Consider the following 19,879-nt stretch of genomic DNA (forward strand, 5'->3'; position numbering starts at 1 on the left):
GCCGGCACCCCGGCACTCATGTCGAAATCGGGAGTCGACCGATGACCACAATGACCGTGAAAGGCTCACGGCGGCGGGGAGCGGGGGCGTTCCGGCGTGGGCTGCAACGCAACCTGACCGCCTACGGGTTCCTCTGCGCGGCGCTGATCTGCTTCGCCTTCTTCTCCTGGTACCCCATGGTGCGGGAGGTCCTGCTCAGCTTCCAGCAGACGAACTTCGTCGACGACCCGACCTGGGTCGGCCTGGAGAACTTCCGCACCGTGACGGAGGACTCGGCGTTCGCCGACGCGTGGCTCAACACCCTCGCCTTCACCGGCCTGGCGCTCGTGTTCGGCTACGTCATCCCCTTCGTGGCGGCGATCGTCCTCAACGAGCTGCGACACGCGCGGGCCTACCTGAGGTTCATCGTCTATCTCCCGGTGATGCTGCCGCCGGCCGTCGGGGTGCTGCTGTTCAAGTGGTTCTACGACCCGGGCGCCGGACTGTTCAACCAGATCCTGGAGCTGGCGCACCTGCCGGCCCTGAGCTGGCTGGACTCCACGGACACCGCGCTGATCTCCCTCGTGATCGTCTCCACCTGGATGAACCTGGGAACCGGCACGCTGATCTACCTCGCCGCGCTGCAGAGCATCCCGAGCGAGCTGTACGAGGCCGCGGAACTGGACGGTGCCGGGATCTTCAAGAGGGTCTGGCACGTCACGATCCCGCAGACCAGGCTGATCCTGCTGGTGATGCTGCTGCTGCAGATCGTGGCGACCATGCAGGTCTTCATCGAGCCGTACCTGCTCACCGGCGGCGGCCCGGAGAACGCGACGCTCACCGTCGCCTACCTCATGTACCAGTACGCCTTCAACTTCGGTGACTTCGGCGCCGGGGGCGCGCTCGGGCTGATGCTCATGGTCGTGCTGATGGTGTTCTCCGCCTTCTACCTGCGCCTGTCGCGGGACAACCAGAGCTAGGGAGGAGCCGAGCCGATGTCGAACCTCACAGTCCACCCACCTCGCCCCGCCCCCGCCCGGCCACCGGAGCGGGGCTCGGGGAAGAAGGCCGGGCGGACGCGTGCGGCCAAGGAGGCGCCCAGGGAGTTTCGCAGCCTGGTCTCCCCGCACACGCTCAACACCCCGCGCGGGCGGCTGATCTACCGGATCACGCTGACCCTGGTGCTGGTGGTCTTCACCGCCGTGTTCGTGTTCCCGCTCTACTGGATGGTCACCGGCGCGCTGAAGACCCCCGAGGAACTGGCCCAGATCCCGCCGAGCTTCTTTCCCACCTCCTTCGACCTCGGGGTGTACGCCGAGGCGTGGGACCAGCTCGACCTGGGACTCTTCCTCACCAACACCGTCGTCTACGCCGGCGGCGCCTGGCTGTTCACACTGGCCATCGACGTCTCGGCCGCCTACGCGCTGTCCAAACTGCGGCCCGTGCTGGGCAACGTGGTCCTGGCGCTGATGCTGGCCACGCTCATGATCCCGCCGATGGTCATCCTGCTGCCCGCCTACCTGACGGTCAAGGACATGCCGATCTTCGGCTGGGACCTGCTGAACACCCCGTGGGTGATCTGGTTGCCCGCGGCGGCCAACGGGTTCTTCATCTTCCTGCTCAAGCGTTTCTTCGACTCGATCCCCCGGGAGTTGCTGGAGGCCGCCCAGATCGACGGCGCCTCTCCCGCCCGCATCCTGTGGTCGATCGTGCTGCCGGTCTCCAGGCCGATCCTCGGAGTGGTGTCCATTCTCTCGGTGGTCAACGTCTGGAAGGATTTCGTCTGGCCGCTGCTCGTACTGCCGGACGGGGAGAAGATGACGATCAGCGTGGGCATCGCTTCGCTCTCGGCGCAGATGCCGCAGAACGTGCTGATCGCCTCATTGGTGATCGCGAGTATCCCGACCATGGTCGTCTTCTTCATCTTCCAGCGCAGCATCATGGCCGGCCTCACGGCCGGCAGCCTCAAGGGCTGACCTCGTTACCCACTTTCAACCGCAAGGAGTTGTTCCAGCATGTCCGGCAGCACCTTCCCGGGAGCGACCCCGGACCCCGAAACATGGTGGCGGGGAGCCGCGATCTACCAGGTCTATCTCCGGAGCTTCGCCGACGGTGACGGCGACGGGATCGGCGACCTCGCGGGACTTCGCGCTCGCCTGCCATACCTCTCCGACCTGGGCATCGGTGCGATCTGGCTCAACCCCTGGTACCCGTCGCCGATGGCCGACGGCGGGTACGACGTGGCCGACTACCGTGACATCGAGCCATCGTTCGGCACGCTCGCCGAGGCGGAGGAGTTCATCGCCGAGGCGCATGCCCTGGGCATCAAGACGATCACCGACATCGTCCCCAACCACGGCTCCGACCAGCAGAAGTGGTTCGTACGGGCACTGGAGGCCGGGCCCGGGTCGCCCGAGCGCGAACGCTTCCTGTTTCGCGAGGGCCGGGGAGCGAGCGGTGAGCTGCCGCCCAACGACTGGCAGTCGATCTTCGGCGGTCCCGCGTGGACCCGGGTCGCCGACGGCCAGTGGTACCTGCACCTGTTCGCCCCCGAGCAGCCGGACTTCAACTGGGCCAACCCCGAGGTCGTCGAGGAGTTCCACGACGTGCTGCGCTTCTGGTTCGACCGGGGCGTGGACGGCATCCGGATCGACTCGGCCGCCCTGCTGGTCAAGGACATGGACAGCGAGGGAGGACAGGAGGCGTACACCGACCTCGACGGCGTGCACGACATCTACCGGGGCTGGCGCCGGGTGGCCGAGGAGTACGACGACCGGATCCTGATCGGCGAGGTGTGGCTGCCCGACCAGGAGCGCTTCGCGCTCTACCTGCGCCCCGACGAGATGCACACCGCGTTCAACTTCGACTTCCTGGCGTGCCCCTGGGACGCCGCCGCGCTGCGCCGGTCGATCGAGGAGACCCTGGCCACGCACATCCCGCTGGGCGCGCCCCCCACCTGGGTGCTGTCCAACCACGACGTGACCCGCCCGGTGACCAAGTACGGCAGGGCCGACACCTCCTTCGACCACGCCGACCGCAAGCACGGCATGCCGTCGGATCCGGTGCTGGGCGAGCGGCGGGCCCGCGCGGCCGCACTGCTGGCGATGGCGCTTCCCGGCGGGCTCTACGTCTACCAGGGCGAGGAGCTGGGGCTGCCGGAGGTGGAGGACCTGCCGGACGAGCTGCGCCAGGACCCGATCTGGGTCCGTTCCGGCCACACCGATCCCGGCCGTGACGGCTGCCGGGTGCCGCTGCCCTGGTCGGGTGACGAGCCGCCGTTCGGGTTCGGCGCGGGGCAGCCGTGGCTGCCGCAGCCGCCGGAGTGGAAGGCGCTGACGGCCGAGGTGCAGGCCGCCGACCCGGCGTCCATGTTCACCCTCTACCGCGCCGGGCTGGGTCTCCGCCGCGAGCTGCTCGGTGACGGCACGCTGGCCTGGCTGGAGGTGGGGGAGGGGGTGCTGGCCTTCCGCCGGGAGTCGGGCCTGATCTGCGTGGTCAACCTCGGCGCGGAGCCGGTCTCCCTGCCGGAGCACGAGTCGGTCCTGCTGGCCAGCGGTCCGCTGGAGGGGGACAGGCTCCCCTCCGACACCGCCGTCTGGCTCCGTGTGATCTGATCCCCCTCCGGGGCCGCCGCTGACCGGCCGTACCTCGCTCGGCCGGTCAGCGGCACCGTCCACCGGTGGCCTGGTGCATCCGGGTGGCACTCCGGCCCCGCTCACTATTTTGATCTACTTTGTAAAGGGCGTGGCTCTGAGCGCCCCCGCGGCCAGGGCCACGAAAAAGGCCAGCAGGGCGGGGATCCCCAGCGCGCGGGGCAGGTCCATCAGCTCGGCGGCACCTCCGATCAGCACGGGGCCGGTGAGAAATCCCACGTAGCCCAGGCTCGACACCCGGGCCAGCGCCTGTCCGGCGCGAGCCGGGTCGCGGCGACCGGCCGCGGAGAAGACCTGGGGAACGATGCAGGACAGGCCTGCCCCAAAGCAGCCGAAACCGATCACCGCGGCGACCTGATGGTCGGCCAGCAGGGCCACCCCGAGTCCGGAGGCGGCCAGCGCACCGCACGCGCGCACCAGGTTCACCGGCCCCAGCCAGGCGGCCAGCCTGTCGCCGGCGAATCGGCCGGCGGTCATCATGATCGAGAAGGCGGCGTAGGCGGCCGCGGCGAACCCGTCGGAACTGCCAAGGCTCTCGCTCAGGTAGACGGAACTCCAGTCGGCCGTGGCTCCTTCCCCGATCATGCAGCAGAAGGCCAGGACACCCAGCAGCATCACCCCTTCACCCTTGCCGGACGCCGGTTCCGTTCCCGAGGGGACGGCCTGTGCGGTCGGGGGGAGCGCCCAGCGGGCCGCCCAGAGCGCGAGCGCGGCGATCACCGCGGCGACCGCGGCGAACGTGGCTCCCGGGCTGAACGAAGCCTGGGCGAGCAGTCCTCCGGTGGTGGCGCCGAGGAACCCGCCGCTGCTGAACACCGCGTGGAAGGACGACATGATCGGTCGGCCCATGGCCTGCTCGACCTCGACGGCGCCTGCGTTCATCGCGACGTCCAGGGTGCCGTGCACCGCGCCGAAGACGAACAGCGCGACGGCCAGGCCGGCCAGGTTCGGCATGTAGGCGGGCAGGACCAGCACCACGCTCTGGGCGAAGGCCATCGGCAGCATCACCTTGGCGCTGCCGTAGCGGTCGACCAGGCGGCCGACCACCTGCATGCCGGCGATCGCCCCGGCGGCGATGCCGAGCAGCGCGATGCTGAGCTCGCCCTCGCTCAGCTCCAGCCCCTGCTTGATCGATGGGATACGCGCCGTCCAGGTGCCGATGGCCATGCCGGAGAGCAGGAAGAGCAGGTAGATCGCCACCCGGCCGCGCAGCAGCGCGGCCCGGTCGAAGGGGATGACGTGCATGGGGGAGGGCTCCAGTCAAGTGGTGCGGATCAGAGCAGACGGTTCGGGCCGCGGACTTTGGGGCGGGCCGTGGAGCAGGGGCTCCGGCAGGGCGGGTCAGACGGCGCGGACGGCGACGCCTGCCGCGATCATGGCGTCGTGCTCGGCGGGGGGAAGCGCGGTGTCGGTGACGACCATGTCGAGGCGGTCCAGCGGGCAGACCGCGCCGAACGCGGTGCGGGTGAACTTGCCGGAGTCGGTGGCCGCGACCACGCGCCGGGCGGAGGCGATCGCGGCCTGCTTGACGGCGACGTCGGACAGGTCGTGGGCGGTGAGGCCATGTTCGGCGGACAGGCCGCAGCAGCCGATGACCGCGGTGTCGAAGCGCAGGGAGCGGATGGCGCTCTCGGTCAACGGGCCGGTGAAGCTCAGCTCACCGGGGCGGACCTCCCCGCCGGGCAGCACCAGGCGGATCCGGGGGGCGCTGCTGAGCTCGGCGGTGACCTGCAGGCAGAGCGGCAGGACCGTCAGGCGGCGGTCACGGATCGCGCGGGCGATCTCCAGGGAAGTGGTGCCGCTGTCGAGCAGCACGGCCTCGCCGTCGGCGAGCAGGGCCGCGACCTCGCTCGCGATCCGCCGCTTGGCCTCTGTCGCCTCGCGTTCGCGGACCACGAAGGGCGGTTCCTCCCCGCGCAGCAGCAGGCTCACCGCGCCGCCGCGGACCCGCCTGACCACGCCCTGCTGGGCGAGCTCGTCGAGGTCGCGGCGGATGGTCATCTCCGAGACCGCGTGCTCGACCGCCAGCTCCGCGACGGAGACGGCGTCGCTGGCGCGCAGCGCCGACATGATCGCGCGAATGCGATTGTTACCTTCCATGTGTTCATTTGAACATGGAGTATGTGAGGTTGGCAAACGTGCGGAACAATGGCCGCCATGCGCGCGAGTCGTCTGCTCTCCCTCCTGCTGCTCCTGCAGACGCGGGGGCAGCTGACGGCCACCGAGCTGGCCAGGGAGCTGGAGGTCTCCGTCCGCACGGTCTACCGCGATGTCGAGGCGCTGTCGTCGGCCGGAGTGCCGGTCTACGCCGACCGCGGGCCCGCCGGTGGATATCGCCTGCTGGACGGCTACCGCACCCGCCTCAACGGCCTGACCGCCGAGGAGGCCTCCTCGCTGTTCCTGGCGGCGCTGCCCGGCCCCGCCGCCGAACTGGGACTGGCCGAGGTCGCGGCGAACGCCGAGCTGAAGATGCTCGCCGCGCTGCCCCCCGAGCCGCGCTTCCACGCCGCCAGGATGCGCGAGCGCTTCCACCTGGACGTGCCCGGCTGGTATCGCGACGCCGACGCGGCTCCCTTCCTGGGAGAGGTCGCCGAGGCGGTGTGGGAGCAGCGCCCGCTGCGCATGACCTACCGCCGCTGGGGGCCCCGCGACGTCGAGCGCCTGGCACACCCGTACGGCCTGGTCCTCAAGGGCGGGTCGTGGTACATGGTGGCCGCCGCCGGTGAGGGGGAGCCGCGCACCTACAAGGTGGCGCGGATCGTGAGCGCCGAGCTCCTGGCGGGGCGTTTCGAGCGCCCCGCCGACTTCGATCTGCCCACCTTCTGGCAGCGCTATGCGGCCGACTTCCGCGAGCGGATGTACACCGGTGAGGCGCTGGTGCGGATGGCGCCCGGCACCGAGGGGATGCTGCGCCACACGGTGGGCGCCGAGGTCGCCGAGGCCGCGCTCGCCGCCGCGGGCCCGCCCGACGAGCGCGGCTGGGTGGTGCTGCGCCTGCCGACCGAGTCCGTCAGGCACGCCCACTGGCTGCTACTGCGCCTGGGGGCGGACATCGAGGTGCTGGAGCCGCCCGAGTTGCGCGAGCGGATGGCCGCCACCGTCGCCGGCCTGGCCACGCTTTACGGCACGAGTCCCGGCTGAACGTTCGCCTGACCGGCCGGGCGCTGCCGGGAGGTGCGCTCACGCGTCGCGCAGCCGCAGCGCCAGGCCGCCGCCCAGGAGCGCCGCGGCGGCCCAGGCGGCGAGCACGCCGAGGCCCGCCCACGGGGCCAGGGGCAGAGCGGAGAGGTTGGTGGTCGACTGGATGGCGAGCCCCGCGTTCATCGGCGAGAGCCGCCACAGGAACCGCTGCCAGTCCGGGTCGCTGATCATGAAGGGAAGCACCGAGAGAACGTAGAGCAGGCCGAACACGACGCCGATGGCGGCGGCGGAATCCCGTACGGCGGTGGCGACGCCGAGGCTGAGCAAGGCGATCAGCGCGAGATAGAGGACCGAGCCGGCGGCCGCGCGCAGCGTCGGCCCGTCGGCCAGCGACAGCGGCGGGTGGCCGTGCGCGGGGGTGAAGCCGTTGCCGGGCAGGATGAGCCGCCCGCCCAGTACGGACACGAGCACGGCAACGGTCCCGGCGGCCGTCGTCAGGCCGGTAAGGATGGCGGCCTTGGCGGCCAGGACGTGGCTGCGGCGCGGCATCGCCGCGAGGGTGGTGCGGATCATCCCGCCGCCGTACTCGCCGCTGATCGCCAGGACGGCCAGGATGGCGACGGCGGCCTGACCCACCTGGACCCCCATGAGGCTGAGCTTGGGGACGTCGTGGTCACATCCCACCGGCCGGCAGGAGACGGTCGCGGCCGCCGCGGCGCTCACGGCCGCGGTCAGCACGATGACCGCGAGCAGCAGCCGGCCGGTGCCCGGTATGGTGCGCAGTTTGGTCCATTCGGCGTGCAGCGCTCGTCTCATGCGTCCCTCCGGCGCAGTTGGAAGACGGCCAGGCCGAGGGCGAGCACCGCGTAGCCGCCCAGCACGGCGAGCCCGGCCCATGGCTCCAGCGGGTAGTAGCCGCCCTGCGGGCTGTGGTGGCCGAGCACATGCGCGTACTCCGGGATGCTCTGCTGGATCGCGAAGCCGGCCGCCGGGGTGAGCCGCAGGAGCCACTGCGCCACCCCCAGGGGCAGGACGGAGGCGGTGGCGAGGATATGGGGCACGACGATGGCCACGATGGCGGCGGTGACCGCCGCGGCGCTGTGCCGGAACAGGGCGCCGAGAGCGAGTGCGAAGACGGCGGCGGCGGCGAGCAGTGCCGCGATGCCGGCCACGACGCGGAGCTCGGTGAGCGTGCTCACCGGAAGCACGGGGTTGCCGTCCGCGCGCAGGATCCGTGTGCCGACGGGGACGACCGTGCCGGCGGCGGCCAGCCCGGCGACGAAGGTCACCGTGCCGATCACCACGGCCTTGGCGGCCAGGACCCGGCCGCGCCGTGGGCTGGCGAGCAGGGTGGTGTGGATCAGGCCACGCCGGTATTCGGCGGTGATGAACAGCACGGCCACCACGATCACCACGATCAGCCCGGCCAGCACACCGGACAGGGTGGTCTCGATGCTCAGGCCTTCCGTGCTCGGCGCGATGTCACCGGATCCGGTCACGGTGAACGTGCCACCGGACTCGACGACCCCGCTCGGCCGGTGATAGCGCTCCCAGTCGGTCTTTCCGGCGCCTCCCACATTGTCGCGGCTCCACTCGCCGCGGGGCGTCGCCCCCTCCAGGCTGACCTGGTCGAAGACAGCGGTTGCCTGGGTGAAGCGAACCTGCTGGATGCTGCCGCCGAGATCGGCCTGCTTCACCGTCAGATCGCCCGGGGAGGTGACGAAGAGCCCGACCCGCACCGTGGCCGGCAGTCCGGTCAGGCGAGCCGTGCCGACCTTGGTCCACTGCCTGCCGTCGGCCGACTCGTAGCCGGTGAGCGTGTCGCCGGATCGGGTCAGCCGCAGCCAGCGCGGGGACGCCGCGGAAACGCCGCCGGGCCGGCCGGCGGTGTCCCGAGCGAAGTTGTGCTGCATGCGCACTCCGTGGCTGCCGGTGACCATCACCGCTGCATAGGCGGAGCCCCGCCGGATGCCGTCCTTGATGATGATCCCGGCCTTCGCCCAGGGCACGACACCGGAGACGATCTTGTCGTGGTCGGGCGGGGGATAGGTGATGATGCCGCTCAGCGAGGTCACCCGGACGGTGATGCCGCCGTCTCCGGACAACGGCCGGTGCGCGAAGGAGAACGTGTCGTCCACCGCCTCGCCGTCCGGACCCACCGGGAGGGCGGGGCAGACATCGCTCGCACCGCCGCAGGATGTGTGGCTGCCTGTGACGGTGAGCAGTCCGAGCAGCACGATGACCAGCGCCGCGACCACCATGCCGATCAGCTGGCCGCGGACCGTACGGAACTTGGTCCACTCCGCGCGCAGCAGTTGGGCGAAGCCGCCGCGCCCGGCCTGCGGGTCCGAGCGGTACGGGGTGACGGTGCCGGTGGTCATCGCGTGGCCTCCTGTCCCAGGGAGGCGCGGAACTCCACCTCGTCCCGGGTCAGGTCCATGTACGCCTCCTCCAGCGTCGCGCGGTGGGCCGTCACCTCGGAGAACGGCACCGCGTTCTGACCGAGAAGCGCCACGACGCGCGTCGCCTCCAGCCCGGAGACGGTGAGCGTGTCGCGCTCGGTGGCGGCCACGGTGGCGCCGGCGCGCGCCAGCACCTCCATCGCCTCCGCCCGCGCCGTGGTGCGCAGCGCGACCTGGCCGCGGGATGCGGCCGCGATCAGCTCGGCCACGCCGGTGTCCGCGACGACCCGCCCCCGGCCCACCACCACGAGATGACCGGCGGTGTCCTGCAACTCGCTCATCAGGTGGCTGGAGACCAGGACGGCGCGGCCCTGCTCGGCCAGCGACCGCAGGAAGCCGCGAATCCACACGACGCCTTCGGGGTCGAGGCCGTTGACCGGCTCGTCGAGCATCAGCACCGGCGGGTCGCCGAGCAGCGCCGCGGCGATTCCGAGCCGCTGCCGCATGCCCAGCGAGTAGCCGCCCGCCTTGCGTCTGGCCGCCGATTCCAGTCCCACCAGCCCGATCACCTCGTCGACCCGCCTGGCGGACAGTCCCTGGGAGTGGGCCAGCCACAGCAGGTGGTTGCGCCCGGTACGGCTCGGCTGCGGCGCGGTGGCGTCCAGCAGCGCCCCGACGTGGCACAGCGGCCGGCGCAGGCTCCGGTAGGGCCGCCCGCCGACCAGCGCGTAGCCCTCGTCGGCCGCGTCCAGGCCGAGAATCACCCGCATCGTGGTGGACTTGCCCGCCCCGTTGGGGCCGACGAAACCGGTGACCTGCCCCGGTTTGACGGTGAAGGACATCCCGTCCAGCGCCGTGGTCCGGCCGAAGCGCTTGCGCAGCCCGGCGACTTCGATGGTTGCTCGCATGCCAGGCAGACTAGGCAGCGGCGGGGACGCGGTCGTCACGCCGCGGAGCCATCTTCGCCGTCACGGGCAGGAGCGACACGGCATCCCTCACGTGAGGGATGCCAGAACGTCAGATGACCACGACAATGGCCTTCGTGCACCCAGCGGACGACCGGATCGGCGGATGGGCCGCCGGTTGGCGGCGGATCGCCGCGACCCGGCACGCGCCTGTCGCGGCCGGCGCGCTGCTGGCGGTGCTCGCGCTGGCCGAGTCGATCGCGCAGGCCCGCGACACACCGCTGGCGAAGGCGTTCGGTCATGCCGTCACTACACCGGTGGGCGAGTCGATCGTGCACGGCGGGGGTGCGCCGCCGGTCGAAAGCGGCAACCCCGCTCTGTATCTCGTGGTGTTCGGCCTGCTCGGCCTGGCCAGCACGCTGCCCGTCGCGCTGCTGTGGACGCAGCCGGCCGCGGCCGCGGTGGTCGTCTCCGCGACGGTCATGTTGTCGCCGGTGGCCTTTCACACGCTGACCGTGGCGGGTGTGGCCGCACAGCTGATCTGCGGATACCGGCTCGGCCGCACCGGCTCGCAGCGGCTGGCCGTCCTTCTCGCGGCACCGTTCCCCATCCTGGCGCTTGCCGTTCCCTCGGGCGGCGAGGCGGGGGTTCTCATCCTGTTGGCGGCCTGCCTGGCTCCGGCGGCGGCCCTGGCCGGGATCGCACGGCGAGCCCGTGCTGAGGCCCTGGAGAACAGCGCGGCCCGGCAGGTCATCGCCGACAGCCTGCTGGAGCACACCGCGCGCGGCGAGCGCGCTCGCATCGCCCGCGAGCTGCACGATGTCGTCGCCCACCACATTTCCATGGTCGCCGTGCAGGCGGAGACGGCCCGGCTGGCCGTGCCCGGGATGCCGGCCGCCGGTGCGGAACGATTGTCGGCCATCGGGGACACCGCCCGGGCGGCGCTGACCGAGATGCGGCGACTGCTCGGCGTGCTACGCGAGGACGCCGAGGCGGACGCGGCGGACCGGCGGCCCCAGCCGGGCCTGCGCCTGGCCGAGCTCAACGAGCTGCTCGACCAGGCGCGGCAGGCGTCGGGCACGGGTGTCCGCCTCATCCTGCGCGGTCCGCCGGTCACGCTCGACCCAGGTGTCGAGCTCGCCGCCCACCGCATCGTCCAGGAGGCCCTCACCAACGCCCGGCGGCACGCGCCGGGCGCCGCCGTCGACGTGGAGCTGCACTACGGTGGCGATGCTCTGCGCCTGCTCATCCGCGACAACGGACCCGGCCCCCGTGCCTCGGTGCCTGCCGGCGGTCACGGGCTGTCCGGCATGCGGGAACGTGCCACAGCCGTCGGGGGTGAGCTGCGCACCGGCCCCGCCGCAGGCGGTGGCTTCCTCGTCGAGGCGCGCCTGCCCGGGGCGGCCGGATGACCGGCAGGCCACCGATGGTTCGCGTCGTCGTCGCCGACGACCACCTGGTCGTCCGCACTGGCTTCGCCGAACTGCTCAACACCCAGCCCGACCTCGAGGTGGTCGGCACCGCCCGCGACGGGGCCGAGGCGGTACGGATCTGCCGCGAGCTGTCGCCCGACGTCGTCCTGATGGACGTCCGCATGCCGGGGATGGACGGTATCGAGGCCACCAGGCGGCTCGCCGGCGGGCCACGCGTCCTTATTCTGACGACCTTCGACCTGGACGAGTACGTCTACGACGCGCTGCGTGCCGGAGCGAGCGGATTCCTGCTCAAGGACGTCACCGCCGAGCGGCTCTTCGACGCGGTACGGGTCATCGCCGCAGGCGAGGCGCTCCTGGCTCCGGCGGTCACCCGCCGCCTCATCAGTGAGTTCGCCCTGCTGCCCCCGAAGCCCGACGCCGTCTCCATGGCCGCGCTCGCCGCGCTCACCCCTCGTGAGACGCAGGTCCTGCGGCTGGTCGCGGAAGGCCTGTCCAATCCGGAGATAGCAAGCCGGTTGACGGTCACGGAGGAGACCGTCAAGACGCATGTGAGCCGGGTGCTGAACAAGCTCGGGCTACGCGACAGGACACAGGCGGTCGTCACGGCGTACGAGACAGGACTGGTCGTGCCGCGCTCCCGCGGGCCGATCACCCGAGGCGGCTGATCGATTGCGAGCACCGGGAGCACCCGCGACTGTCGTCGGGCCGCAGGTCAACATGAGCGCCCCGGAGCGAGGCGAGGGCAGACGACGTTGGGCAGAGGGTTCAGAGCCAGATGGTGCCGAGCCAGGCGGTTGCCGCGGCGGCTGCCAGGAGGGCGATGTTGAGTCCGATCTGCCGGACCTCGCCGCGGCTCAGGTGGACCGCGATGCCTCCTATCTGGATCAGGACGAGGCCGCTCGCCGCGGCGATGGCGAGCCAGGGCGCGATCCCGGTCAGCGGCGGCAGGATCAGGCCGGCGGCGCCGAGGACTTCCAGGACTCCGATCAAGCGGACGAGCGGCATGGGAACGGTGTCGACCCAGCCCATCATCGGCTGAAGCCGCTCCTGGCTTTGGGTGATCTTCTTGCCGCCGGCGTAGAGGTAGAAGACGGCCAGGAGTGCCGCGACGATCCAGTAGGAAATCTCCATGAAGGACACCTCGGGGGCTAGTGACGCGGCGCCGGCCACGATGGTTACCAGTCGTAAGTAGCTTCATGATGCGTCACTATTGAAAGCCTTACAAAAGGCACATGCATGTGCGTTACACACAGAGGGCTGTCATGTCGGAGTACGAGCACACCTGCATGATCCGAGGAGATGGCGGACGGACGATCCGCGCCATCCTCGACCGCATCTGCAACAAGTGGACGCTTCTGATCGTGGCGACCCTCGATCAGGGAAGCCTGCGCTTCACCGGCCTGCACCAGCAGATCCCCGGGATCTCCCAGCGCATGCTGACCCTGACGCTCCGGAACCTCGAACGCGACGGCCTGGTCTCCCGGACGGTGCACGCCGAGGTCCCGCCACGGGTCGAATACGCACTGACCCCCACCGGTAAGAGCCTCATTCCGCCCGCATTGGCCCTCGCCGGCTGGGCCATCGAGCACGTCCCGCACATCGAGACCAGCCGAGAGGCCTACCAGACCCGAAACCAATGACCCGGTGCCCCGCCTCCGGCTACTTCGCCCCTGGTACGCCGATCTTCAACGGCGCCCCGGGCCAGAAGCAGGTCCTCGGCCATGGCCGCACCGCCCTGGCGGCAGCTCTCCGCAGGTCCGCGACGAACGCGGCCCTGGTGCCGGCGTCGCCGACCGGCTCGCGGAAGACCTGCGCGTCGGCTCGCCCTTCAGCCACGCCCATGCGACCATGCCGGGCCGTTACTCCTTCGCCTTGCCCGAGCTGCCCGGAGGAATGCGGCCGTCGGGTGAGCCAGACGACCTGACGTTCAGCGGTACCCGGCCCGGTGCTCACCCGCTGACAACATCCTCTGTTCTTGGGGCGGCGTAGTACCACAGCTGAGGTGCCATCCACACGATCATGGCGACGGTCATCACGGTGAGCAGTCCGCCAACGCAGATCGTCACCTGAGGGCCGTATACCACCGCGGCGGCCCCGTGCAGCAGGTTGGCGATCTGCGGGCCCCCGATGAGGACGACGGTGAGTGATCCTTGAATCCGGCCGCGCATGGCGCCGTCGGTATACGCCTGTGAGATGGCGTTGCGGAAGGTACTGAGCACGAAGTTCGCCGCACCGCCGAACATGAGCGCCGCCAGCGCGAGCCAGAGTCGCGGAGCCAGGCCAAGGACCACGACGGTTACCCCCCAGACGGCGGCAGCCGATGCCATCAGGGCACCGTGGCGACGGGCGCGCGTGAACCTTCCCGACATCAGCCCGGCCGCGAAGACACCGGCCGGGTAGGCGGCGTAAAGCAGGCCCAGCTCCAGGCCTCCTCCCGCGGGCCCGCCGTAGGTGCGTTGCGCCAGTTCCGGAAAAAGCGCTACCGGCATCCCGAAGACCATCGCAGCGAGATCTACTGCCAGCACGGCTACGAGCACCCGGCCGGCAAGCAGGTAGCGGAACCCGGCGAGCACCTGTCCAAGCGTGGACCGACGCCGGTCACGCTGTGCCGGCGCATCGTCCGTTGCTGCTTTTGATATCCCATCGGGCAATCCGTCACGTGACGCCGGGTGAGGGCTGGGCAAGATCGGCGGCAGCTTGGCCACCGCCCACACGACGGCCAGCAGCGCAACGGCGTCGAACAGGTAAAGCGTGCCGAGCCCGACCACCGGAATCAGCACGCCTGCCAGTAACGGGCCCATGATCGACCCGGTGTAGCGGACGAGCGAACTGAGACCGTTCGCCGCGGGCAGCAGGCCGACGGGTACGAGGCGGGGCACCGCTGCACCCATCGTCACCATGATCGCCCCGAAGGTCAGTCCTTGGCATGCCACCAACGCCAGCAGGACGGCGACAGAGCGGCCTCCCAGGGCGGCCTGAGCCCACAGCGCCGCGTAGGTCAGCGCAAGGCCACAGTGAGCGGCCAGCAGCAGCCGTCGCCGGTCCATGAGGTCGGCGAGGGCTCCGACCCACAGCGACGCGATCACCAAAGCACCGAATGACACTGCGGCCGCGGCGCCGACGGTCGCGGACGAGCCGGTCAAGGTGAACAGCTGCGTCGGCACCGTGACCACGCTGAACGAGCCACCGACCGCGCAGGTGGCCGAGGCGGCCCACAACCGCCGGTAGGCGGGGATCGCCAGGGGACGCCGGTCGAGCGTGTACGCGCCCAAAGAGCGTACAGCCGACGCGCTCACCTTCCACTCACAGCGTCACCGCATCAGCCACCACGCAAGCGATGTTGTCCGGGGCGCCCGCGTCGTATGCCAGCCTGACCAGCTCATCGAGGACCTGCTCAGGGGCACCCGTGCCGCTCAGTACGCCGCGCAATGACTCTGTCGCAACGACGGTGGCCAGTCCGTCGGAGCACAGCAGGTAGCGGTCGCCGGCCACGGCCGTATGCAGCGACAGGTCAGGCTGGGACCGGCCTGTGCCCGTGAGTGCACGGACCAGCAATGAGCGTTGCGGATGCGAGACGGCCTCCTCCGGGCTGAGGCGGCCTTCGTCGACCAGCGACTGCACGTAGGTGTGGTCGTGGGTGATCTGGAAGATCTCGCCGTCGCGCAGCAGATACGCTCGCGTGTCACCGATGTGCACCAGCGCCAGCTGGGAGCCAGACCACAGCATCGCGGTCAGCGTCGTGACCGCCTCACCGGACAGTGCCGACTCGGCAATGCCGCGAATCGCCCGGTCGGCCTGACCAATCGCATCGGCGAGCGCGCCGAGAAGGTCACCGGCAGGTACGGCCTTCGTCTCCAACGGCTTGAGGGCGTCGATGGCCGCCATGCTTGCGAGATTCCCACCCGGCCCGCGCATTCCATCGGCCACCGCCAGCAACCGAGCGCCGGCGTAGGCGACGTCCTCATTGCTCGTGCGAACCAGCCCCGACTCCGACCGTGCCGCGTAGCGGATCCCGATCATGGTTTCTGCGTCTTCCACAGCGCCACCCCTTCCTGACAGGTAGTCGACGAGGAAGGTGGCGAGTTGTTCGCGTACAGCGGTGTCGGCCATGACCTGTGCCCAATAGTCGGCGACCTGCTCGGCCGCCGCATGCGGCTCCAGGTCGCATACCTGGCGGATGCGGGCCAGCGGCATGCCCAGCCGCCGCAACCACGCGATCAACCGGGCCCGCTCTAACTGCGTCGGATCGTAGAAGCGGTACCCCGACCCCCCGTCCACCGCAGCCGGCCGGAGCAACCCGAGCTCGTCATACAGCCGTAACGCCTTCGGCGACAATCGCGTAGCCCGGGCGAACACCCCGATCGTCAGTAACCCCACACCCAACCCTCCTCGCACCGGCCAGGACGACCGGCACCACGATGCTGCGCCTTCACCCAAGGGCAAGGTCCACCCCTCACCGTCGGCGAGGCCACGAACAGAGCAATGTGTCACCAGTCCCGAACGGCAAGCGGGAGCCCGGTTGGCCGTCTCAGAAGCATGGCCCCATGATCGACGAGACAGGACAGCCACCCCGCTGGCAAGACCTTCGCGGGCGGGAGACCCAGCGGATAGCGGCGTCCGACCGGCGGGCACGGGAGGGGGGAGGTTCGAGCCGAGAGCCCATGAACGGCTGGATTCTCCGTGTATGAATGAATCATGACCGCGCGCTACGAAGGCCATGCCGAGTGGTACGACGACTACATCGGGCCCGGTGCCGCCGCCAACGTCGACTGGATAGTCGATCTTCTCGGTCCTGGAGAAGGCCTATGCCTGGACGTCGGCTGCGGCACTGGCCTGTACCTCGACACCATCCGATCGACCGGCCGGACCGTCGTCGGTCTCGACCGTTCAGCCGACCAGTTGCGTCTGGCCCGCCACAGGGACCGCGCTCCGCTCCTCCAGAGCGACGCGACGATGCTCCCGTTCGCCGCGGACACCTTCGGCACCGTCACCGCGCTGTGGGTCTCTACCGATATCGGTGACTTCGCCGGACTGCTGAAGGAGGCGGCTCGCGTGCTGCTTCCGGGTGGTTTGCTGTTGTTCTACGGCGTGCATCCCTGCTTCAACGGCCCGCATGTCGAGCTCCGTCAGGACGGAGCGGTGGTCATCCATCCCACCTACCGGATCAGGGGCCGGCATAAGCGCTCGCCGTGGTGGCGTGAAGGCGGAGTCCGGGACCGGGTGGGGATGAGCCACGTGCCGCTGCCCGACTTGATCAACGCGTTCATCGACGCCGAGCTGAGTATCGATCGGGTGTACGAGCCGCGCGAACACCTCGTCCCATCCGTGCTGGCAGTAAAGGCATTTCATCGAAACTAGGCCGACGGGGTGGAGAACAGGACACGCGGCTCCAAGTTCAGCCGATCGGCGATCCGGGCCACCGCCACGGGCGGCGCCGAGCGAAGCTCGTCGGCGGTATCGAGGACAGGACGGAGTTCGGCCCAGGCCCATGCTCCGAGCGTCGTGTCGGTCGTGGTCACGGGAGTCCGCGGCTGCTCGGGAACGAATCCCTCTCGCAGTCCGGTCGACATGCCCATGATGGCCTCGACCTGTGCCCGGGACATGCCGACGCCCGCCAGCGTGGCGCGCATGGCGTCGTCGCCGACGCGGTGGGCGGTGACCGTTCTTGGCGACCGCGGCATACGCCGCGACGGGGTCGTCGGTCTCGCCGGGCGGCACGACCAGGAACAGCGCGTCGACGCCGCGGGTCGCCTCGGTGACGGCCGCGGCGACCCGCAGATCGACCTCAGGGGGGACTTCGGCATCGGTGGGCGGCTGTCCCGCAACAAAGGATCGAACGACATGCCGGCTCATTCACGCGCTGCCGGTGTCAGGGACGTATTCCAGAAGTCGGCGTAGCGGCCACTGCGGCGCAGCAGCTCGTCGTGGCTGCCTTCCTCCACGATCCGGCCGCCGTCCAGAAAGACGATGCGATCGGCGCGTCGGACGGTCCGCAGCCGATGCGCCACCATCACCACCGTCCGGCCCGCCATCAGGCGCTCGATTCCTTCGTGGACCGCCGCCTCGTTCACCGGGTCCAGTGCGGAGGTCACCTCGTCCAGCAGCACGATGGGCGCGTTCTTCAGCAGCGCTCGCGCGATCGAGACACGCTGGCGCTCACCACCCGACAGCAGTGCGCCACCCTCGCCGACATTCGTCGCCCATCCGCCGGGCAGTCGCTCGATCACCTCGTCCAACCGCGCCGCGGTTGCTGCCGCCCGCACCTCGGCAACGCCTGCGTCGGGACGGCCGAGACGCACGTTCTCCTCGATCGTGCCGTCGAAGAGATAGACATCCTGGAAGACGATGGCGATCTGCGCCATCAACACCTCCGTGTTGATCGCGCGCACGTCCACGCCCCCCACGCGCACCGCGCCCGCGTCCACGTCGTAGAACCGTGCCAGCAACTGCAGCAATGTGCTCTTACCCGCACCCGACGGTCCGACAATGGCAAGCCGCTGTCCCTCTGGTACGGACAACGAGACGTCGTCGATCACCGTGCGGTCGCCGTGCTGGAAGGCGACGGAGTCGAACTTCAGGTCATGGCGTTCCGGCTGGATCGGTTCGGAAGCCTCCGGCAGCGGCTCGGTGCGCAACACCGTGTCGAGTCTCGCCAACTCGGAACGTGCGCCGCGGAGTTTGCCACCGATATCCGCCAGCGACAGCAGCGGATCCGCGCAGCGGGCGGCCAGCACAAGAATCGTCAAAATCTCTGCCGCACCGACATTCCCGCCGAGCGCGAGGTAGGCGCCCAGGACCAGCAACACGGTGAACATCGCCTGCACCGTGAGCGTCAAGCCCAACACGCCGGGCAGCGCCGACAGCGTGGAACGGCGGGACGCGCGCTCGCTGTGCCTCGCCACCCGACAGTCCGGCGTCTTCACCGATCACCGTGTCGTATCCGCGTGGCAGCTCGAGAATTCGATCATGAATATTCGCCAGCCGGGCGGCGCGGATCACGTCATCGAGGTCGGCGTTCGGTACCGCCAGCGCGATATTGTCCGCGACCGAAGCGCGTAGCAGGCGAACGTCCTGGAAGACGAAGGAGACCATCCGGTAGAGCTCCCGGCTGCCGAGCTCGCGCAGATCGACACCGCCAAGGGCGATCGAACCGTGGGCCGGGTCGAAGAACCGCGGCAACAGCTGAACCAGCGTGGACTTTCCGCTTCCCGACGGCCCGACGATCGCGGTGACCGTTCCCGGCTCGAGCACCAGGTCGATCCCGCGCAGCACCTCGTGATCGGCGACGTAGCCGAATCGAACCTCACGCAGTTCCACCCGGTGACCCTGTGGTGCGACCGGGTGCGCAGGCTCCGGTAGCGACTGCACCGCGAGCACGTCCCGGATCCGGCCGGTCGCGCGCCGGGCGGCCTGTATATCGTCGAAGCCGTGGCCGAGGGCCGCCACCGGGGCGGTCAGGCCCAGTCCGAGCAGCAGGAAGGGCAGCAGGCCGGCCGGGGCCATGCCACCGGTCGTGATCAGAGCCGTACCGCCGATCAGCACGACCAGCAGCACGAACGGCGGTGACAGCGCCAGCTGCATCCCCGCGGCGATCCCGGAGATACCGCGCACCCACCGCAGAAAGGTGCCGACGAAATCGTCCGTGGCCGTGCGGAATCTGTGGTGGGAGCGCTGGGCTCCGCCGAACGCCTTCACCACCGAGATGCCCTGTACGAACTCGACGACGGAACTCGCGATCCGTCCCATGGCCGCATCGAACTCCTCCTGCTCGCGCAGCCGGGTCGGGGTCATCATCAGGGGGACCAGCGCCACTGCCAGCGCCACCGGGATCAGCGTGATCAGCGTGAGCCGCCAGTCGACGGTGAACAAGTAGACCAGCGACACCAGCGGCACCACGAACGCGGCGACGAGCTCGCCGGGGGTGTGGGCGATGAACGGGTGCACGGCACTCACGTCCTCCCCCACCACCTTGGCCAGCTCGCCGGTCCGGCGCCGGGAGAACCAGCCGATCGGTACGCGTCCCAGCCGCGCGGCCAGTTGCCGGCGAAACGACAGTTGCACCTGGCCGTCGAGAACATGTCCGAGTCCGGACGAGGCGGCCGTGAACAGCAGTCGGACGAACAAGCCGACCGCACCCGCGATCACGACGAACCAGACATGACCGTGATCGATCGGGCCGGGCGACAACAGCGTACGACCCAATTCGACGACCGCCAGCAGCGGCGCCAAGACCCGCGACAGCGCCAATCACCTGCAGGACCACAACGGCGGCGAAGCTCCCCAGATGAGGGCGCAGCAGCCCTGCCAGGCTCTGCCCCGCCGCGGAATCGGCAGCTGATGGTGGTGGTGCGGACCGTCCCCTC

20 protein-coding genes are annotated in these 19,879 nt (G+C 70.1%); 8 read left to right on the top strand and 12 right to left on the bottom strand.

Going from position 1 to position 19,879, the window contains the following annotated elements:
- Positions 1-41: 41 nt before the first annotated feature.
- Genes ABZU75_RS30245 through ABZU75_RS30255 form a run of 3 tightly spaced genes read left to right on the top strand, consistent with a single transcriptional unit; the run spans position 42 to position 3,593 of the window.
- Positions 42-959, top strand: coding sequence for a sugar ABC transporter permease (locus tag ABZU75_RS30245; RefSeq protein WP_350929900.1), 918 nt, complete (start codon positions 42-44; stop codon positions 957-959).
- Between the two features lie 15 nt (positions 960-974).
- Complete coding sequence (locus ABZU75_RS30250) at positions 975-1,955, top strand: carbohydrate ABC transporter permease (protein WP_355561389.1); 981 nt, start codon at positions 975-977, stop codon at positions 1,953-1,955.
- Between the two features lie 39 nt (positions 1,956-1,994).
- On the top strand, positions 1,995-3,593 hold the full coding sequence (locus ABZU75_RS30255) for a glycoside hydrolase family 13 protein (RefSeq protein ID WP_355561391.1): 1,599 nt from the start codon (positions 1,995-1,997) through the stop codon (positions 3,591-3,593).
- A gap of 114 nt (positions 3,594-3,707) precedes the next feature.
- Here the strand turns inward: ABZU75_RS30255 and ABZU75_RS30260 are convergent, their stop codons facing one another.
- Together ABZU75_RS30260 and ABZU75_RS30265 are read right to left on the bottom strand one after the other, a co-directional pair.
- On the bottom strand, positions 3,708-4,877 hold the full coding sequence (locus ABZU75_RS30260; protein ID WP_355561395.1) for an MFS transporter: 1,170 nt from the start codon (positions 4,875-4,877) through the stop codon (positions 3,708-3,710).
- 96 nt (positions 4,878-4,973) lie between these two features.
- Positions 4,974-5,732 carry a DeoR/GlpR family DNA-binding transcription regulator gene (locus ABZU75_RS30265; RefSeq protein ID WP_355561398.1) on the bottom strand — a complete coding sequence of 253 codons (759 nt, stop codon included), beginning with the start codon at positions 5,730-5,732 and terminating at the stop codon, positions 4,974-4,976.
- A 57-nt stretch (positions 5,733-5,789) separates the two neighbouring features.
- Between ABZU75_RS30265 and ABZU75_RS30270 the strand changes: the two genes are divergently transcribed.
- On the top strand, positions 5,790-6,773 hold the full coding sequence (locus tag ABZU75_RS30270; RefSeq protein ID WP_355561401.1) for a YafY family protein: 984 nt from the start codon (positions 5,790-5,792) through the stop codon (positions 6,771-6,773).
- A 39-nt stretch (positions 6,774-6,812) separates the two neighbouring features.
- Here ABZU75_RS30270 and ABZU75_RS30275 read toward each other — a convergent pair whose 3' ends face one another.
- Genes ABZU75_RS30275 through ABZU75_RS30285 form a run of 3 tightly spaced genes read right to left on the bottom strand, consistent with a single transcriptional unit; the run spans position 6,813 to position 10,083 of the window.
- Positions 6,813-7,589, bottom strand: a complete 777-nt coding sequence (locus ABZU75_RS30275; protein ID WP_355561404.1) for an ABC transporter permease — start codon at positions 7,587-7,589, stop codon at positions 6,813-6,815.
- A complete protein-coding gene (locus tag ABZU75_RS30280) occupies positions 7,586-9,154 on the bottom strand; it encodes an ABC transporter permease subunit (protein ID WP_355561407.1) in 1,569 nt (522 codons plus the stop codon). The genes ABZU75_RS30275 and ABZU75_RS30280 overlap by 4 nt, the downstream gene beginning before the upstream one ends.
- Positions 9,151-10,083 (bottom strand): ATP-binding cassette domain-containing protein, encoded by a 933-nt coding sequence (locus ABZU75_RS30285; protein WP_355561409.1) that lies wholly within the window; start codon positions 10,081-10,083, stop codon positions 9,151-9,153. The genes ABZU75_RS30280 and ABZU75_RS30285 overlap by 4 nt, the downstream gene beginning before the upstream one ends.
- 113 nt (positions 10,084-10,196) lie before the next feature.
- On the opposite strand from ABZU75_RS30285, the gene ABZU75_RS30290 reads away from it, so the two are divergent.
- Together ABZU75_RS30290 and ABZU75_RS30295 are read left to right on the top strand one after the other, a co-directional pair.
- Positions 10,197-11,492: a sensor histidine kinase gene (locus ABZU75_RS30290; RefSeq protein WP_355561412.1), complete on the top strand. Its 1,296-nt coding sequence runs from the start codon at positions 10,197-10,199 to the stop codon at positions 11,490-11,492.
- Positions 11,489-12,181 (top strand): response regulator transcription factor, encoded by a 693-nt coding sequence (locus ABZU75_RS30295; RefSeq protein WP_355561415.1) that lies wholly within the window; start codon positions 11,489-11,491, stop codon positions 12,179-12,181. Before ABZU75_RS30290 ends, ABZU75_RS30295 begins: the two co-directional genes overlap by 4 nt.
- A 100-nt stretch (positions 12,182-12,281) precedes the next feature.
- Here the strand turns inward: ABZU75_RS30295 and ABZU75_RS30300 are convergent, their stop codons facing one another.
- Positions 12,282-12,647: a DoxX family protein gene (locus ABZU75_RS30300; RefSeq protein ID WP_355561418.1), complete on the bottom strand. Its 366-nt coding sequence runs from the start codon at positions 12,645-12,647 to the stop codon at positions 12,282-12,284.
- A 131-nt stretch (positions 12,648-12,778) separates the two neighbouring features.
- Here ABZU75_RS30300 and ABZU75_RS30305 point away from each other — a divergent pair, with 131 nt between their 5' ends.
- Positions 12,779-13,156, top strand: coding sequence for a helix-turn-helix domain-containing protein (locus tag ABZU75_RS30305; protein WP_350962551.1), 378 nt, complete (start codon positions 12,779-12,781; stop codon positions 13,154-13,156).
- A 19-nt stretch (positions 13,157-13,175) separates the two neighbouring features.
- On the opposite strand, the gene ABZU75_RS30310 is transcribed toward ABZU75_RS30305, so the two are convergent.
- From ABZU75_RS30310 to ABZU75_RS30320, 3 genes are all read right to left on the bottom strand, one after another.
- The gene (locus tag ABZU75_RS30310; RefSeq protein WP_355561421.1) at positions 13,176-13,352 is read right to left on the bottom strand and encodes a hypothetical protein; all 177 of its coding nucleotides are present in this window, start codon (positions 13,350-13,352) and stop codon (positions 13,176-13,178) included.
- A gap of 113 nt (positions 13,353-13,465) precedes the next feature.
- Entirely contained in the window at positions 13,466-14,812 is a 1,347-nt protein-coding gene (locus ABZU75_RS30315; RefSeq protein WP_355561424.1) for an MFS transporter, read from the bottom strand.
- A 7-nt stretch (positions 14,813-14,819) separates the two neighbouring features.
- Complete coding sequence (locus tag ABZU75_RS30320) at positions 14,820-15,893, bottom strand: MerR family transcriptional regulator (protein WP_355561427.1); 1,074 nt, start codon at positions 15,891-15,893, stop codon at positions 14,820-14,822.
- 318 nt (positions 15,894-16,211) lie between these two features.
- Here ABZU75_RS30320 and ABZU75_RS30325 point away from each other — a divergent pair, with 318 nt between their 5' ends.
- Positions 16,212-16,874 (top strand): class I SAM-dependent methyltransferase, encoded by a 663-nt coding sequence (locus ABZU75_RS30325; RefSeq protein ID WP_355561430.1) that lies wholly within the window; start codon positions 16,212-16,214, stop codon positions 16,872-16,874.
- Here the strand turns inward: ABZU75_RS30325 and ABZU75_RS30330 are convergent.
- From ABZU75_RS30330 to ABZU75_RS30340, 3 genes are all read right to left on the bottom strand, one after another.
- Positions 16,871-17,197: a hypothetical protein gene (locus ABZU75_RS30330; RefSeq protein WP_355561433.1), complete on the bottom strand. Its 327-nt coding sequence runs from the start codon at positions 17,195-17,197 to the stop codon at positions 16,871-16,873. The two genes, ABZU75_RS30325 and ABZU75_RS30330, sit on opposite strands and share 4 nt — an antisense overlap.
- Before the next feature lie 168 nt (positions 17,198-17,365).
- The gene (locus ABZU75_RS30335) at positions 17,366-18,154 is read right to left on the bottom strand and encodes an ATP-binding cassette domain-containing protein (RefSeq protein ID WP_355561436.1); all 789 of its coding nucleotides are present in this window, start codon (positions 18,152-18,154) and stop codon (positions 17,366-17,368) included.
- Complete coding sequence (locus ABZU75_RS30340) at positions 18,096-19,745, bottom strand: ABC transporter ATP-binding protein (RefSeq protein WP_355561439.1); 1,650 nt, start codon at positions 19,743-19,745, stop codon at positions 18,096-18,098. Before ABZU75_RS30340 ends, ABZU75_RS30335 begins: the two co-directional genes overlap by 59 nt.
- Positions 19,746-19,879: the final 134 nt, after the last annotated feature.

This window comes from Streptosporangium sp. NPDC005286, assembly GCF_040607515.1.
Classification (GTDB): domain Bacteria; phylum Actinomycetota; class Actinomycetes; order Streptosporangiales; family Streptosporangiaceae; genus Streptosporangium.

Excerpts from the sequence above, each read along its gene's own strand:
- ABZU75_RS30260 (WP_355561395.1), bottom strand. The coding sequence starts at position 4,877 with ATGCACGTCATCCCCTTCGACCGGGCCGCGCTGCTGCGCGGCCGGGTG.
- ABZU75_RS30305 (WP_350962551.1), top strand. The coding sequence starts at position 12,779 with ATGTCGGAGTACGAGCACACCTGCATGATCCGAGGAGATGGCGGACGG.
- ABZU75_RS30250 (WP_355561389.1), top strand. The coding sequence starts at position 975 with ATGTCGAACCTCACAGTCCACCCACCTCGCCCCGCCCCCGCCCGGCCA.
- ABZU75_RS30255 (WP_355561391.1), top strand. The coding sequence starts at position 1,995 with ATGTCCGGCAGCACCTTCCCGGGAGCGACCCCGGACCCCGAAACATGG.
- ABZU75_RS30275 (WP_355561404.1), bottom strand. The coding sequence starts at position 7,589 with ATGAGACGAGCGCTGCACGCCGAATGGACCAAACTGCGCACCATACCG.
- ABZU75_RS30295 (WP_355561415.1), top strand. The coding sequence starts at position 11,489 with ATGACCGGCAGGCCACCGATGGTTCGCGTCGTCGTCGCCGACGACCAC.
- ABZU75_RS30280 (WP_355561407.1), bottom strand. The coding sequence starts at position 9,154 with ATGACCACCGGCACCGTCACCCCGTACCGCTCGGACCCGCAGGCCGGG.
- ABZU75_RS30245 (WP_350929900.1), top strand. The coding sequence starts at position 42 with ATGACCACAATGACCGTGAAAGGCTCACGGCGGCGGGGAGCGGGGGCG.
- ABZU75_RS30330 (WP_355561433.1), bottom strand. The coding sequence starts at position 17,197 with ATGCCGCGGTCGCCAAGAACGGTCACCGCCCACCGCGTCGGCGACGAC.
- ABZU75_RS30285 (WP_355561409.1), bottom strand. The coding sequence starts at position 10,083 with ATGCGAGCAACCATCGAAGTCGCCGGGCTGCGCAAGCGCTTCGGCCGG.
- ABZU75_RS30265 (WP_355561398.1), bottom strand. The coding sequence starts at position 5,732 with ATGGAAGGTAACAATCGCATTCGCGCGATCATGTCGGCGCTGCGCGCC.
- ABZU75_RS30300 (WP_355561418.1), bottom strand. The coding sequence starts at position 12,647 with ATGGAGATTTCCTACTGGATCGTCGCGGCACTCCTGGCCGTCTTCTAC.
- ABZU75_RS30325 (WP_355561430.1), top strand. The coding sequence starts at position 16,212 with ATGACCGCGCGCTACGAAGGCCATGCCGAGTGGTACGACGACTACATC.
- ABZU75_RS30270 (WP_355561401.1), top strand. The coding sequence starts at position 5,790 with ATGCGCGCGAGTCGTCTGCTCTCCCTCCTGCTGCTCCTGCAGACGCGG.
- ABZU75_RS30290 (WP_355561412.1), top strand. The coding sequence starts at position 10,197 with ATGACCACGACAATGGCCTTCGTGCACCCAGCGGACGACCGGATCGGC.